Annotated in this window: 9 protein-coding genes; all 9 read right to left on the bottom strand. The window is 65.0% G+C overall.

Features of this window, described 5'->3' with window-relative positions; all coding sequences use genetic code 11:
- Window positions 1–62: 62 nt before the first annotated feature.
- On the bottom strand, window positions 63–1,196 hold the full coding sequence (locus tag H3T89_RS02095) for a tRNA (adenine-N1)-methyltransferase (RefSeq protein WP_198216087.1): 1,134 nt from the start codon (window positions 1,194–1,196) through the stop codon (window positions 63–65).
- A 6-nt stretch (window positions 1,197–1,202) separates the two neighbouring features.
- Window positions 1,203–3,137: an ABC transporter ATP-binding protein gene (locus H3T89_RS02090; RefSeq protein WP_232348380.1), complete on the bottom strand. Its 1,935-nt coding sequence runs from the start codon at window positions 3,135–3,137 to the stop codon at window positions 1,203–1,205.
- 12 nt (window positions 3,138–3,149) lie between these two features.
- A complete protein-coding gene (locus H3T89_RS02085; RefSeq protein ID WP_198216085.1) occupies window positions 3,150–4,913 on the bottom strand; it encodes an ABC transporter ATP-binding protein in 1,764 nt (587 codons plus the stop codon).
- Between the two features lie 140 nt (window positions 4,914–5,053).
- The gene (locus tag H3T89_RS02080) at window positions 5,054–5,893 is read right to left on the bottom strand and encodes an ABC transporter ATP-binding protein (protein WP_198216189.1); all 840 of its coding nucleotides are present in this window, start codon (window positions 5,891–5,893) and stop codon (window positions 5,054–5,056) included.
- 2 nt (window positions 5,894–5,895) lie between these two features.
- On the bottom strand, window positions 5,896–6,348 hold the full coding sequence (locus H3T89_RS02075; RefSeq protein WP_198203952.1) for a tripartite tricarboxylate transporter TctB family protein: 453 nt from the start codon (window positions 6,346–6,348) through the stop codon (window positions 5,896–5,898).
- 45 nt (window positions 6,349–6,393) lie between these two features.
- On the bottom strand, window positions 6,394–7,941 hold the full coding sequence (locus H3T89_RS02070) for a glutamate synthase subunit beta (protein ID WP_110417238.1): 1,548 nt from the start codon (window positions 7,939–7,941) through the stop codon (window positions 6,394–6,396).
- A 1-nt stretch (window position 7,942) separates the two neighbouring features.
- Entirely contained in the window at window positions 7,943–12,517 is a 4,575-nt protein-coding gene (gltB, locus tag H3T89_RS02065) for a glutamate synthase large subunit (RefSeq protein ID WP_198216084.1), read from the bottom strand.
- Between the two features lie 123 nt (window positions 12,518–12,640).
- The gene (gene hemW, locus H3T89_RS02060; RefSeq protein WP_198216083.1) at window positions 12,641–13,984 is read right to left on the bottom strand and encodes a radical SAM family heme chaperone HemW; all 1,344 of its coding nucleotides are present in this window, start codon (window positions 13,982–13,984) and stop codon (window positions 12,641–12,643) included.
- Window positions 13,985–13,988: 4 nt separating this feature from the next.
- Entirely contained in the window at window positions 13,989–15,866 is a 1,878-nt protein-coding gene (gene lepA, locus H3T89_RS02055) for a translation elongation factor 4 (protein WP_110417241.1), read from the bottom strand.
- Between the last annotated feature and the right edge of the window lie 43 nt (window positions 15,867–15,909).

The following is a 15,909-nucleotide window of genomic DNA, read 5'->3' as shown; positions in this document are numbered from 1 at the left end:
CGATCTCATCAGTCGCCATTTCCATTATGGCAGAGCCCGGAGGATACGCCGGTCATGTGTAATCAGTCTTCCTGACCCTCCCCGCCCCGCAGGGTGCGCACCTGGTGGTCAAGGTCGCGCAACACCTTGCGCAGCTTGCGATCGGAGACCCGGCGCAGCTCCAGATCCTCGAGATCCTCCAGGTCCTCCATGTCGCGCTTCTGACCGGAACCGCTGCTCGTGGCAGTCCGCCGTCCCTGATCCACGTCGGTCTTGTAGTCCTTGGTGGCCCGGATATGCTTGCGCAGAGCCTCCTGGCCGGGAGCCATGGCCCTGCTGATCAAGAGGAAGCCGGTGTGCCCGATCATCTCATGCTCGGGGCGGACCGCCAGGCCGTCGGCCTTCCAGGAGCGTTCCAGGCTCTCCATGATCTCAGGCTCGGCCCATCGGCCATCGGCGCGCAGGGCCTCGGCAAGTCTGCTGAGCTGGGTGGTGGTGGTCACGTAGGCGGTCAGCACGCCGCCGGGGGCCATGACCCGATAGGCCTGCCCCAGACGGTTCCAGGGGTCAAGCATGTCCAGAACAATACGGTCGAATCCGTCCTCGGGCAGGTCGGCCGCAACGGTGTCAAAGTCGCCGGTACGCAGGTCCCAATGGGCAGGGCGCTGCCCAAAGAAGACCGTCGCGTTGCCCATGGCCACCCGGGCGAACTCCTCCCGCCGTTCGATACTGGTCAGCTTCCCCTCCGTGCCAACGGCATCCAGGATGCCCAGACTCATGGCCCCTGACCCGGCTCCCGACTCCAGGACCCTCATGCCAGGACGGATGTCTCCCAGGAGGATGACTCTGGCCACATCCTTGGGGTACATGATCTGGGCGCCGCGAGGCATGGAGAGAATGTAGTCCTCCAGCCTGGGACGCATAACGGTGAATGCCCATCCTCCGATGCTTCGCGAGGACTTCCAGGGCTTGGCCCTGTCAGGCGTCTCTGTGTCAGTGCCGGCATCCTGATTGTGACGCATCCGGCGCCACTTGTCTGCCGAGATGGTCACCACTACGGATCCCTCGGGCAGACCGATCATGGCCTCGTGCGGCAAGAGGCCATGATCCGTTTGGGTCAGGCCGCCTGGTTCCAGCATGACCGTCAGCTTGCGACCACGCCGATCAGTCAATTGGACCCGCTCCCCTACGCTCAGCGGACCGCGTCTCAGGCTCATGCCTTCTCAGCCCTCCTCGCCCTTGGTGAACTGGGAGTTGTAGAGGGAGGCATAAGCGCCGCCGCGCTCCAGCAGCTGGTCGTGGGTGCCCTGCTCGACCACCGAGCCGTGGTTGACCACCAGGATCAGGTCGGCATCGCGGATGGTGGACAGCCTGTGCGCGATGACGAAGGAGGTCCTGCCCTTGCGCAGGGTGTTCATGGCCTGTTGGACCAGCAGCTCGGTCCTGGTGTCCACCGAGGATGTGGCCTCATCCAGGATCAGGATGTCGGGGTCGGACAGGAAGGCCCGGCAGATGGTCATCAGCTGGCGTTCGCCCTGGCTGAGCTCGCTGCTGTCCTCATTGAGAACGGTGTCGTAGCCCTTAGGCAGCTTGCGGATGAACTCGTCCACATGCGTTGCCTTGGCGCCATCGATCATGGTCTGCTCTGGGATGGTCTGCCCCTCGTCCAGCCCGTAGAGCAGGTTGTCGCGGACGGTCCCGTCGAAGAGCCAGGTGTCCTGCAGAACCATGCCGAAGTGGCTGCGCAGGTCGTGACGGGTCACCCTGGAGGTGTCCACGCCGTCTATGGTGATGCGCCCGCCCTGGATCTCGTAGAAGCGCATGAGCAGGTTGACCAGGGTGGTCTTGCCCGCCCCGGTGGGTCCGACGATGGCGATGGTCTGCCCGGGCTTGGCCTCGATGGACAGATCCTTGATCAACGGCTCGGCCGGATCGTAGGAGAAGCGGACGTGGTCGAAGCGGACGTGCCCCTCGACCTTGCCTCCGGTCTCCTGGCCCAGATGGTCGGGATGCTCGATGTCCGGCACCTCCTCGGCCTCGTCCAGGAAGTCGAAGACCCTGCGGCAGGAGGCCAAAGAGGACTGGAGCATGGTGCCCATGGAGGCCAGCTGGCCGATGGGCTGCGAGGCCTGACGGGTGTACTGGGTGAAGGCCTGCAGACCACCCAGGCTCATGCTGCCGTTGAGCACATGCACGCCGCCGATGATGACCACGATCACGAAGCTCAGGTTGCCGAAGAAGGTTGACATGGGCGTGACCAGGGCGGAGAAGAATGAGGCCTTGAAGCTGGCCTGGTAGAGCTCCTGGTTGCGCTCCTCGAACTCCTCCTCGGCCTTGCGCTGGTGGCCGAAGGCCCGGACCACCATGTGGCCGGAGAACATCTCCTCCACGTGGCTGTTGACCTGTCCGGTGCGGATCCACTGCCGGGTGAACTGGGGCTGGGTCTTCTTGAGGATGAAGCCCGCGCACAGGGCCATGACCGGGATGATGATGAAGGCGATCAGGGTCAGCAGGGGCGAGATGGTCAGCATCATGATGAAGGCCCCGATGATGGAGAAGACCGAGAAGAGCAGCTCGCCCAGGATCTGTTGCAGGGTGCCCGAGATGTTGTCGATGTCGTTGGTGGTCCGGCTCATGACCTCGCCGCGCGGGGTCCGGTCGAAGTACTGCAGGGGCAGCCGGTCCAGCTTGTCCTCGATCTGCCTGCGCATGGTATAGACCGCGTCGGAGACCAGCCGGGTCATCAGGAAGTTCTGCACCAGCCTGACCAGGATGGAGACCAGGTAGATGCCGATGACGAACATGAGGATGGTGCCGAAGCGCCCCCAGTCGATGCCCACGCCCACCTGGACGTTCATGGAGTCGATCATCCGGGCGAACTTGTCCTGCCCTCGGGACTGCAGGTAGGTGACCACAGCCTGCTTGGGAGTGCCGGGCTTGGCGCCCATCTTGACCAGCATGGACCCCAACAGTCCCTCGAAAAGGACGTTGGTGGCCTCGCCCATGACCTTGGGGCCGATGACGATCATGGCAACGGCGGTCATGCCGGCGAGAACCATGACGATGACCCTCCAGGGGCTGGCCAGCAGATAATGGACCAGCCGGCCCACGGTGTGACGGCGGCCGCCCACGGCCTGCGAGCCTGTATTCGTGCTCAAGTCCTTAGCCATCTACTCGGCCCTCCCCTCGTCAATGCTGAGCTCTTCCACGTCGGGACCCTGCCCGCCCTGGGACTGGACGATCTCCTGATAGGTGGGGCAGTCCTCCATGAGCTCGTCGTGGGTGCCCCGGCCGACGATGCGGCCTCGTTCCAGGACCAGAATCTGGTCGGCCTGGCGGATGGATGCCGCCCTCTGGGCTACCACAATCTGGGTGGCTTCGCGGGTGACCGGCACCAGGGCCTCATGCAGGGCACGGTCGGTGGTCATGTCCAGCGCGGAGAAGGAGTCGTCGAAGGTGTAGATGCGGGGGTTGCGCAGGATGGCCCTGGCCATGCAGAGCCGTTGCTTCTGCCCGCCAGAGAAGTTGGTGCCGCCTTCGGCCACGCGAGCGTCCAGACCCTCGGGAATCTCTCGGACGAAATCCTCGGCCTGGGCGATGCGCAAGGCTTCCCAGATGCGGTCGTCGTCGGCGTCGGGGTCCCCATAGTGCATGTTGTCGCGAATGGTGCCTGTGAAGAGGGTGGCCTTCTGCGGGACCGGCCCGAAGATCAGGGCCAGCTGGTCCGGGTCGTACTCGCGCACGTCGTGTCCATCCACCAGGACCTGGCCGTCGGTGACGTCGAACATGCGGTTGGCCAGTCGGATGATGGTGGACTTGCCGGATCCCGTGGCCCCGATGATGGCCGTGGTGGTTCCCGGCCGGGCGGTGAAGGAGATGTCGGAAAGGACCGGGTCCTGGGCGCCCGGGTAGCTGAAGTCCACCTGCTTGAACTCCAGCAGCCCCTGGGGCTGCTCGTTGCGGTAGGGGTGCTCAGGAGCGGCGATCTCGCTGGTGGCTTCCAGGACCTCGTTGATCCTTCGGGCGGCCACAGCGGCCCTGGGCAGCATGACCGACATCATGGCGGCCATCATCAGACCTGACAGGATGATCATCAGGTACTGGATGAAGGCCTGCAGGGCGCCGATCTGCATGGCGCCGGAGTCGATGCGGCGGCCGCCGAACCACATGATGGCCACATTGGACATGTTCAGCAGGAACCACATGAGCGGCACCATCATGCTCATCAACCTACCGGTGGAGATCAGGACGCCGTAGACGTCGCGGTTGGCCTTGTCGAAGCGTGCTGCCTCGGTTTTCTCACGGACGAAGGCTCGGATGACCCTCACCCCGGAGATCTGCTCGCGGACCAGGCGGTTGACGGAGTCCAGCATGTTCTGCAGGCGTGTGAACAGGGGTCCCATCCTGCCCATGAGCACCAGGGCCACCACCAGGATCAGGGGGACGATGACCGCCAGTGACCAGGTCAGGGGTCCGTCCTGGCGCAGGGCCAGAACCAGCCCGCCGATCAGCATGACCGGGGCCTGCAGGATGATCATCAGGGTCTGCATGGTGGTCATCTGCATCTGCTGGACGTCGTTGGTGGTGCGTGTGATCAGGGAACCTGCCGAGAAGCGCTCGATCTCGTTGAGGCTGAAGCCCTCCACCGAGGCGAACAGGTCCCTGCGCAGCTCATAGCCCATCCTCATGGCCAGCCGGGTGGCGCAGTAGACGGCGACCACGTTGGCCACGATCTGAATGGCAGTGATGCCCATCATCTCCCAGCCGATCCTGTAGATGGCATCCTGGTCGCCTACGGCCACGCCCTTGTCGATGATGTCCGCCTGCAGGTTGGGCAGGTAGAGGTTCAAGGCCGTCTGCGCCACCTGAAAGAGCACCAGAACGGCCACCTGCAGCCAGTAAGGCCGCAGGTAGCGGGTCCATATCTTGATCACGTCAACATCCTTCACGCATACAGGTCTGCCGCGGTCCCCGGGCAGACAAACCACCACAGTCTATACCCGCGCCTTGGTGAACAAATTTCCTATTCCTTGAGCTGATACGGGCGTGTCAGAACGTCGGCGGCCAGTGTCCTTCAGACGGCGAAGGCACCCCAACGTCCGTCGCGGTGGACCACAGTCAGGTCCAGACCGAAGAGCTCGCTCAGACGCGGACCTGTCAGCCCATCCTCCAGGGGCCCCTGGTAGACGATGGTGCCGGGATCCGGATCGCCCGTGTCTGCAGTGTCCACAGGACGTCGTCCCATCATGGCTATCCGATCGAAGCCCAGAGGGATCTCCTCAAGGCGGTGGGTGACCAGGATGACCGTGCGGTCCCTGTCCTCCCGGCCGATATCGCTCAAGGCCCTGAGCACCAGCTCGCGTCCGCCCAGATCCAGACCGGTGGTCGGCTCGTCCAGGATGAGCAGGTCGGGATTGGCCATCAGCGCCCGGCAAATCAGCACCCGGCCGCGCTCCCCCTCTGAGAGTCGGTACATCCGCTTGCCCTTGAGGTAGGCGATGCCGAACCGGTCCATCAGGGCCATGGTGGCCTCCTCCTGCTCGGCCGTGAAGGTCTCCCTCCAGCGGCCGGTGGTATCGCTGAATGCGGTCAGCACCACGTCGTAGGGATCCTCCTGAGGGCTGATGGTCTTGGCCAGGCCAGCAGAGGCCAGACCAATCCGGTGACGGTAGGAGAAGACGTTCACCTTGCCCAGCCGGTTGCCCAGGATCTCTACACTGCCGGTGCTGGGGAAGCCTCGGGTGCTCATCATGGCCACCAGGGTGGATTTGCCCACGCCGTTGGGCCCGAAGAGCACCCACTTCTGCCCGCGGCCCACCTCAAGATTGACATCGTCGAGAATGACCCGGCCCTGACGGCGGAATCCCACATGCTGCATGAGCACAGCCCGCTTTTCTGCCACGCTTTCGGTCATGGTCACAGGGCCGTTCCGTAGGAGTCCAGACGGGGATTGTCCCGGTTGCCGCCGACCAGGAAGAGCCCCAGTACGCCCAGGCAGAAGACCGCCGCGATGGCGATGGTGGCCCAGATGGGAACGTGGGGCAGCCACATGCAGACCAGGAAGGCCAGGCCGGAGCAGATGATCAGCGCCCAGACCAGGATTCGCAACCATTGACGCACGCCGCTGGGAGCCCTGAGCAGACGGGGGTTGCGGTCGTTGGGGTCCACGGAGTCCTTCTGCACCAGGTCATCGGTGTGCCCGGTGGGCTTCCACTCGGCGCTCTGGCCAGCCTCCAGCCGGCGGGAGCGCTCCTGCAAGGCCCGCTCGTCCATCACACCGGCCCTGCCCTTGGCCGTCATCCTCCGGTCGTCGCTGCCGCCACGGCGGCTCCGCTTGGCCTGCGCCCTACGTTCAGCGCGGTTGGTCATATCCCACTGCCTCCATCCCTTCGATCGGCACCATTCTTTTTCATATTAGCGTGGGCGCCGGTCGGCCGCGGGCAGGGTCATGGCGCGCTCATCGGCTCGGATGGGGGCGGGCAACTCGGTAGCGCCGGTCAGATACCGGTCCACGGCCGCCGCGCAGGAGCGACCCTCCGCCAGGGCCCAGACCACAAGGGACTGCCCACGTCCGGCATCGCCGCACACGAAGATGCCGTCGCGGTCGGTGGCGTAGTCGGCATTCCGGGCCACGTTGCCGCGCCCGTCCAGGCCCACGCCGGTCTGTCCTGTCAGGGTGGCCGTCTCCGGATGGGCGAATCCAATGCTGATCAGCACCAAATCGGCAGGCAGGACCCGCTCGGTGTCAGGATGCGGGATGATTCGGTCCTGATCGTCACGACTGACGTCCACCACGCGAACGCCACGCACCTGCCCCTCAGAGTCACGGTCGAAACCGGTGGGGGCGCTGGTCTGATCCAGGTTGATCCGGTCATCGGAGCCGTCGCCCAGGTATTCCAGACTGTCCACAGCGTACTCGTAGTGGCCTCCCTCCTCCATGGAGGAGGTGGGATTGTAGAGCCGGGCGTAGGTCGGCCAGGGCCGGTTGTCGGGTCTGGAAGAGGGCTCCCTGGGTCGGATCTGCAGGACGGTGACCGATTTGGCGCCCTCTCGCAGGGCCGTGCCCAGGCAATCCGAACCGGTGTCGCCACCGCCGATGATGATGACGTCCTTGCCGGCCGCATCGATCTTGTTGAGGGGCTCGCGGCCCATGAGTTTGCGGGTGGGGTCGGGCAGGAAGTCCATGGCGTAGTGGATGCCCTGCAAATCCCGTCCGGGCAGGTCAACCCGCCGAGGTTCGGTGGAGCCGATGGCCACCACCAAGGCGTCATAGCGGGCCCTCAGCTGGTCCCAGGTCAGGTCTCGGCCCACCTCGACCCCAGTGCGGAAGCGGGTCCCCTCGGCCTCCATCTGCTCCAGCCGACGGTCCAAGAGGGACTTCTCCAGCTTGAAGGCGGGAATGCCGTAGCGAAGGAGCCCGCCTATGGCATCGGCGCGTTCATAGACCACCACCGTGTGACCGGCACGGGTCAGCTGCTGGGCGCAGGCCAGCCCGGCGGGACCGGACCCGACCACGGCCACGGTCATGTCGGTCAGCCTCTGAGGCGGCCTGGGCTTGACCAGGCCTAGGGACCAGGCCTGGTCTATGATGGTCTGCTCGTCCAGCTTGATTGTGGTGGCCGGTTGGTGGATGGAGAGCACGCAGGAGGACTCGCAGGGAGCAGGGCAGATCCGCCCGGTGAACTCCGGGAAGTTGTTGGTCAGGCTCAGCCGCTCGTAGGCCTCCTCCCAGCGGCCCCTGGACAGCAGGTCGTTGAACTCGGGGATCAGGTTGCCCAGGGGGCAGCCGGTCATGCAGAAGGGGGTGCCGCAGTCCATGCAGCGGGCGGCCTGCTCGGCGGTCCAGGGCCCGGGGCCGGTGGACTGGTGTACATCCCGCCAGTCCTTCAGACGTTCAGCGACCGGGCGCTCGGCCAGCTCGTGCCGGGTGCGTACCTTGAGGAATCCCTTGGGGTCGACCATATCAGTGCGCTCCTTCCATGACCTGGGCGTAGGTGGCGTCCCAGACACCGGGCGCGTTGAAGTCCACCTGCTCGCGTTCGGCCTCTTCCATGGCCTGCTTCATGGCCAGATAACGACGGGGTACCAGATGGGTGAACCGGGCCAGCGCGCTTGGCCAGTCTTCCAGCAGGGCGGCCGCAGCCTTCGATCCTGTCAGCCGGACATGCTCAGTAATCAGTTCCTTGAGCATGGCCGCCTGGCTCTGGTCGGGCTCCAGGGCCAGCAGGGAGCCGTCATTCCAGGCTTCAGGATTGAGCCGGGAGGTATCCATGTCCAGCAGGTAGACATCCCCTCCCGAGAAACCGGCGCCGAAGTTTCGGCCAGTGGACCCCAGAACGACCACCAGGCCGCCGGTCATGTACTCACAGCCGTGCTCGCCCAGGCCCTCGACCACGAAGCGTCCGCCGCCATTGCGTACAGCAAAGCGCTCCCCGGCCCGTCCAGCCACGAACATGTCGCCCGAGGTGGCACCGAATCCAGCCACGTTGCCGCAGATGACGGTCTGGTGCGGATCGAAGCGGACGCCCTGGGAAGCGTGGAGGATCAGACGACCGCCGGACAGACCCTTGCCTGCATAGTCGTTGGCTTCGCCAATCACCCGGATGGTCTCGCCCCTGGGAATGAAGGCGCCCAGGGATTGACCGGCCGAGCCTGTCAGCGTGATGTCCACGGTGTTCTGCGGCAGGCCGGCTGCGCCGTATTTGCGAGTGATCCTGTAGCCCAACATGGTGCCCACACTCCGGTTGACGTTGCGCACGGTTCCCTGGATGGCCACCGGCCGTCCCTCGTCCAGGGCATCGACGGCCTGGTTGATCAGATCCACATCCAGGGACTTGTCCAGCTCATGGTCTTGGGCCTGGGTGTGGTGCAGCACAGTGCCGGGGGTGGGACCGGGCTTGCGCAGGATGGCATCCAGGTCGATGCCCTGGCTCTTCCAGGTCTGCACAGAGGGGTCCCGGCGCAGGCACTCCACGTGGCCGACCGCCTCCTCCAGGCTGGCGAATCCCAGGGAGGCCAGGATCTCCCGCACCTGGCGGGCCATGAACATGAAGAAGTTGATCAGATCCTCGGGCCGCCCGGTGAAGCGCGAGCGCAGTTCCGGATCCTGGGTGGCTATGCCCTGGGGACAGGTGTTCTTGTGACAGGCCCGCATCATGACGCAGCCTTCCACCTGGAGTGCCGTGGTGGCGAAGCCGAACTCCTCGGCCCCCAAAAGGGCGGCTATGACAACATCGCGGCCGGTCTTGAGCTCTCCGTCGCACTGGACCACAATCCGTGAGCGCAGGTCGTTCATGACCAGGGTCTGCTGGGTCTCGGCCAGGCCCAGTTCCCAGGGAGTCCCCGCGTGCTTGATGGCGTTGAGTGGGGCCGCTCCTGTGCCGCCGTCCTGGCCGGAGATGAGGACCACGTCGGCATGGCACTTGGCCACCCCTGCGGCCACGGTTCCCACCCCGTGTTCGGAGACCAGCTTGACGTGGATACGGGCTCTTGGGTTGGCCATTTTCAGGTCGTGGATGAGCTGCTTGAGGTCCTCGATGGAGTAGATGTCGTGGTGGGGCGGAGGCGAGATGAGCTCGACCCCAGGGGTGGAACGCCTGACCTGGGCGATCCAGGGCGGAACCTTGGCGCCGGGAAGGTGGCCGCCCTCCCCCGGCTTGGCTCCCTGTGCCAGCTTGATCTGCAGGTCGGTGGCCGAAACCAGGTAGTCGCTGGTCACCCCGAACCGGGCCGAGGCCACCTGCTTGATCCGGCTGGTCCTGGCAGGGTCTGCGATTCGGTCCGGGGACTCGCCCCCTTCGCCCGAGTTGGACCGGGCTCCCAGGCGATTCATGGCCAGGGCCATGGTCTCATGGGCCTCCTGGGAGATGGACCCGTAGCTCATGGCGCCTGTGGAGAAGCGGGTGACGATGGACTCGGCAGCCTCCACCTGGTCAAGCGGAATGGGCGCCCTGTCGGAGTGCAACTCCATGAGTCCACGAAGGGTCATGCCCTGCTTGGCGGCCGCATTCACATGGTCCGTGTAGGCCCTGAACAGTCCGTAGTCCCCTCGCTTGGTGGACTGCTGGAGCAGGAAGATGGACTCTGGGTCGTTCAGGTGATCCTCGCCGGTGCGCCGCCAGTGGTAGTTGCCGCCTGTCTCGAGGTCATGCCCGGATCCGGCGGTCCACTCAATGGGGTAGGCCACCCGATGGCGCTGGGCAACCTCGGCGGCGATCTCATCCAGTCCTATGCCGCCCACCAGGGAGGTGGTGCCGGTGAACCAGCGGTCGATGACCTCCTGGCTGAGCCCGACGGCCTCGAAGAGCTGGGAGCCCCGGTAGGACATGATGGTGCTCACGCCCATCTTGCTCATAATTTTGAGGACACCGGTGCTCAGCGCCCGGACCAGGTTGTCGGAGGCCTTTTCGGCATCCACATGCAGGTCCCCGCTGTTGGCCAGGTTCTCCACAGACTCCAGAGCCAGATAGGGGTTGACGCAGGCTGCGCCATAGGCAATCAGCAGGGCCACATGGTGGACCTCGCGCACGTCGCCGGCCTCCACCGCCAGGGAGACCTGGGTGCGGGTGTGCTGACGCAGCAGGTGGTGCTGAACGGCACCGGTCAGCAACAGGGAGGGTATGGGTCCCCAGATGTGGTTGGAGTCCCGGTCGGACAGGACAAGCACATTGCAGCCCTCCTCGATGGCCTGGTCCACCTCCCCTTCAATGGCCTCCAGACGCTCCTCAAGGGCCTTGCCGCCTCCGGCAACCTGGTAGAGGCCACGAATCAGACGGGGGCGGAAGCGGCCTTCCAGGACCGGCGCTCGGTCCAGACGCTTGATCTGCGCCATCTGGACGGAGTCCACCACAGGAAGATCGATGTGGATCTTCCAGGCGTGCTCGGGGGTGTCCTCCAAAAGATCGGGCTCGGGCCCGATGGCCGAGGCGATGCTGGTCACCAGCTCTTCGCGCTCCCAGTCCAGGGGCGGATTGGTGACCTGGGCGAACTTCTGGGTGAAATAGTCGAAGAGCATACGGGACCGGCGTGAGAGCACGGCGATGGGCGCGTCATTGCCCATGGAGCCGATGGGCTCACGGCCGGTTTCGGCCATGGGCCCCAACAGCATGGTCAGGTCCTCCCGGGTGTAGCCGAAGGCCTGCTGCCGGCGGTGGACCGAGATGCGCGAGTAATTGACATGCTCGCGCTCAGGCAGATCGTCCAGGCGGACGGTACGCTCGGAAACCCATTTTCTGTAGGGGTGCAGACCGGCCAGCCGGCGCTTGATCTCGCTGTCAGGCACTATCCGGCCCTCTTTGGTGTCGGCCAGGAACATGCGCCCCGGCTCCAGCCTGCCCTTGGCGACGATGGACTCCTGGGGCGTGTCCTCCAGGACACCGGCCTCCGAGGCCAGGACCAGGTGGCCGTCATCAGTCAGCTGCCAGCGGCCTGGACGCAGGCCATTGCGGTCCAGTTGGGCGCCCACCAAGGTTCCGTCGGTGAAGACGATGGCCGCCGGGCCGTCCCAGGGCTCGATCAGGGCGTCGTTGTACTCGTAGAAGGCCTTCAGGTCCGAGTCCATGTTCGGGTCCTGCTGCCAGGCCGGGGGCATCATCATGGATACGGCGTGGGGCAGGGACCGACCCGCCAGGTGGAGCAGCTCCAGGGTCTCGTCGAAGGTGCCAGAATCTGAGGCTCCAGGGGTGTTGACCGGCAGGAGCGGGGCCATGTCACCCAGCAGCTCCGAGCTCAGCATCCCCTCCCTTGCTGACATCCAGTTGCGGTTGCCCTGGATGGTGTTGATCTCCCCGTTGTGGGCGATCATCCGGAAGGGCTGGGCCAGGGGCCAGGAGGGGAAGGTGTTTGTGGAGAAGCGGGAGTGGACGATGGCCAGGCGGGCCTTCATGGCCGGATCGCTCAGGTCGGGGAAGAAGCCCTGCAGCTGCTTGGTGGTCAGCATGCCCTTGTAGGTGATGGTCCGGCAGGACAGGGAGGCGAAGTAGACGCCCAACTCGTGCTCGGCCCGCTTGCGGACCCGGTAGCCCAGCCGCTCCAGGTCCAATCCTCCTCGGCCTTGAGGACCGGCATCACACATGATAGGCATGAGGAAGCGGGGCATGGAGGCCAGAGCCTGCAGACCCAGCCCGTTCGGGTCGGTGGGCACTGCCCGCCAGGCCAGGACACGCAGCCCCTCCTGGCCGGCAATGGAGGCTATGGCCTCCTCCTGGCCGGCAGCCTGCGCCGGATCCCTGTCCAGGAAGGCCATACCCGCCAGATAATGGCCGGCTTCAGGCAGATTCCGGTAGACCCGGGTGCGCATGAACTCGTCGGGCATGGAGAGCATGATGCCGGCCCCATCGCCGGTGTTGGGCTCGGCTCCCACGGCCCCTCGGTGGTCCAGGTTGACCAGGACGCGGATGCCCTGCTCGACGATCAGCCTTTCGTCCCGTCGGTTGAGGGTGGCCACCATGCCGAAACCGCAGGCATCGTGTTCCGTATCAGGGTCATAGAGCCCCTGAGGGCCGTGGACATGTAGATCGAGAGGGGCCGTGAATGACACCGCAATCACCTCATTCGTGGACGGGGGCGGGGCCGGCATGCTCCGCCCTTGAGGAGCCTTGTCAATGGTGAATCAACAGAATAATGCATCCACAGGTGACATCCGTGTAACGTTCCGCAGTGTCTAACGAATTCCTACCGCCTCCAGGACCTGGTCGATGACCAGATCGTTGAGCAGGCGACCCCTTCGGGTCACCTGGATTCTGTCAGGCACGGGCAGCAGGAGGCCCTGATCGACCAGATCCTTGAGGATCTTCGGATCGGCCGGACGACCGGCCAGCCTGGTCAGTCGATCCAGTCCCAGGCCTTCGGGCAGGCGCAGGGCCAGCATGACCGTCTCCTCCAGGTCCTGCCTCCAGCCCAGAAGCTCGGCATCCTGCCAGGGCACATGTCCTGCATCCATGGCGGCCGCCCAGTCCCTGGGGTGGGCGATGTCCCAGGAGCGGATGGCCCGGGCACGCCGCTCCTCCAGGCCGGGCTCCTGCGAAAGCCACCAGGATGTCCACGGATCGGCCTTTTCCGCTGATGCTGTTCCGGTGGCCCTGAACCCAGGCGATACGGAAGGCATGGGCTTCTGCTCCCGGGCTTCATCCACCGGCGCCATGCCCGAGTCCTGACCATCCAGCCCCCGATAGTGGGAGTGGGCGCCGGGCCCGATGCCGGCCCAGTCCACGTTGTGCCAGTAACCCAGGTTGTGGCGACTCTCCTGGCCGGGGCGGGCCCAGTTGGAGATTTCGTACCAGTACAGGCCCGCCTGGGAGAGCATGTCATCAGCCATCTCGTACTTGGTCGCCTCGTCATCGTCATCGGGGGCGGGCAGTTGGCCCCGGCGCACAGCACGGCCCATCTTGGTGGTGGGTTCCAGGGTCAGGGCGTAGGCGGAGACGTGGTCCACCCCCAGGTCCAGGGCCGCCTGCAGGCTGGTCCGCCAATCCTCGAGCCGCTCCCCCGGCGTCCCATAAATCAGGTCCACACTGGCTCTGAGACCCAATTCTTTAGCAGCGGCCACATCGGTGGTCACATTGGCCGGCGTATGGGTGCGGTCCAGGGTGGCCAGGACACTGGGTACCGCTGACTGCATGCCGAAGGAGACACGGTTTATGCCGCCCCTGAACAGTTGCTCCAGATAGGCCCGATCGACAGTGTCAGGGTTGGCCTCGGTGGTAATCTCGGCCCCGGGGGACAGCCCCCAGAGGTCGGCTACGGCCTCGACCATGCGCACCAGGTCCCGGGCGGGCAGAATGGTCGGGGTGCCTCCGCCGAAGAAGATGGTGGACACGGGCGGCTCTATCAGCCCCCTAGATGTCTGCCAGTCCCGGACCATACGCATCTCCTGGATGGCCAGATCGGCGTAGTGCTCCCGGCTGGCGCCCCCGCCCAGGTCGCTGGCCGTATAGGTGTTGAAGTCGCAGTAGCCGCAGCGGCGCATGCAGAAGGGTACATGGATGTAGACCTGGTAGGATCCCACCCGTTCAGCCCTCCTTCTTGGCGGCGGCCCGTATCTTGTCCTTGGTGTCCCGGTCCTGGGCCTGGCCTGTACTCAGAGCGGCGATGAAGGCCTCCTGGGGCACCTCGACATGTCCCAGCATCTTCATGCGCTTCTTGCCCGCCTTCTGCTTCTCCAGCAGCTTGCGCTTGCGGGTGATGTCGCCTCCGTAGCACTTGGCCAGCACGTCCTTGCGCAGGGCGCTGATGGTCTCCCGGGCGATGATCCGGGACCCTATGGCGGCCTGGATGGGAATCTCGAACTGCTGACGCGGAATCAGCTTGCGCAGCTTCTTGGTCATCATCACCCCGTAGGCGTAGGCCTTGTCCTTGTGGACGATGGCCGAGAAAGCGTCGATCTTCTCCCCCTGGATGAGGATGTCCACCTTGACCAGGTCGGCGGACTGGGTCCCGTCCGGCTGGTAGTCCAGGCTGGCGTATCCCTTGGTCCTGCTCTTCAGCTGGTCGAAGAAGTCGAAGACGATCTCGGCCAGGGGCATCCGGTAGTGCATCTCGACGCGCTCGGGGCTCAGGTACTCCATGGTCCCCATCTGCCCGCGATGGTCCTGACAGAGCTCCATGACCGGTCCGATGAACTCCTTTGGCGTGATGATGTCGGCGCTGACCACGGGTTCCAGAATCTGGCGCACCTTGCCGTCGGGGAACTCGCTGGGATTGGTCACCGTGTGCTCGCTGCCGTCCTCCATGGTCACCTGGTAGGTGACGTTGGGGGCCGTGGCGATCAGGTCCATGCCGAACTCCCTGCTCAGGCGCTCGGTGACGATCTCCATGTGCAGCAACCCCAAGAAGCCGCAGCGGAATCCGAAGCCCAGGGCCACGGAGGTCTCAGGCTCGTAGACCAGGGCGGCATCGTTGAGCTTGAGCTTGTCCAGGGCGTCGCGCAGCTCGGGGAACTGGGCGTTGTCAATGGGGAAAAGCCCGGAATAGACCATGGGCTGGGGATCCTGATAGCCGGGCAGGGGCTCCTCGGCGGGATTTGCCTCGGTGGTGACCGTGTCGCCCACCTTGGACTGGCTGACGTCCTTGACGCCGGTGATCACGTAGCCGACCTCTCCGGCACCCAGGGCCTTGGTAGGGGTCATATCGGGGCTGATCACGCCCAGCTCGATGGGGTCGTGCACGGTCCCCCGGCCCATCATGCGGATCTTCTGGCGCTCCTTGAGTTCACCATCCACCATCCTGATGTAGGTGACGATTCCCCGGTAGGAGTCGTAGACCGAGTCGAAGATCAGAGCCCGGGCCGGGGCCTTGGGATCCCCCTTGGGGGCCGGTATCCGGTCCACGATACGGTCCACCAGTTCGCGAACACCTTCGCCGGTCTTGCCCGATACCCGCAGCACCTCGTCCGTGGAGCAGCCGATCAGGTTGGCTATCTCCTCAGCGTGCTTGTCCGGCTCGGCCGAGGGCAGGTCGATCTTGTTGAGGACGGGGATGATTGTCAGGTCGTCCTCCAGGGCCATATAGAGATTGGAGAGGGTCTGCGCCTCGATGCCCTGGGTGGCGTCCACCAGCAGGACCGCACCCTCGCAGGCCTCCAGGGCCCGGGAGACCTCGTAGGTGAAGTCCACATGACCGGGGGTGTCAATCATGCCCAGGGTGTATTCGACGCCGTCCTTGACCCAGGGCAGGCGAACGGCCTGGGACTTGATGGTGATGCCGCGCTCCTGCTCGATGTCCATCCTGTCCAGGAACCGGTCGTGCATCTCGCGCTTGGGCACAATCCCGCTCAGCTGCAGGATCCGATCGGCCACCGTGGATTTGCCGTGATCGATATGGGCGATGATGCAGAAGTTGCGGATCAGCGATTGGTCGGTGAATCCTGGTTGGTTCTTGGCTTCCTGCACCGGTCTGCTCTCCTCACGTACGTCTGGTCTAACGATTCTAGAC

The organism is Bifidobacterium sp. W8114 (assembly GCF_016101165.1).
GTDB lineage: Bacteria > Actinomycetota > Actinomycetes > Actinomycetales > Bifidobacteriaceae > Bombiscardovia > Bombiscardovia asteroides.
The sequence above is the reverse complement of the archived record's forward strand: the minus strand, read 5'-3'. Positions and strand labels throughout refer to the sequence as shown.

Bases quoted from the DNA above. Each gene is read 5' to 3' on its own strand.
- H3T89_RS02095 (WP_198216087.1), bottom strand. From the start codon at position 1,196: ATGAGCCTGAGACGCGGTCCGCTGAGCGTAGGGGAGCGGGTCCAATTG.
- H3T89_RS02080 (WP_198216189.1), bottom strand. From the start codon at position 5,893: ATGACCGAAAGCGTGGCAGAAAAGCGGGCTGTGCTCATGCAGCATGTG.
- H3T89_RS02075 (WP_198203952.1), bottom strand. From the start codon at position 6,348: ATGACCAACCGCGCTGAACGTAGGGCGCAGGCCAAGCGGAGCCGCCGT.
- H3T89_RS02070 (WP_110417238.1), bottom strand. From the start codon at position 7,941: ATGGTCGACCCCAAGGGATTCCTCAAGGTACGCACCCGGCACGAGCTG.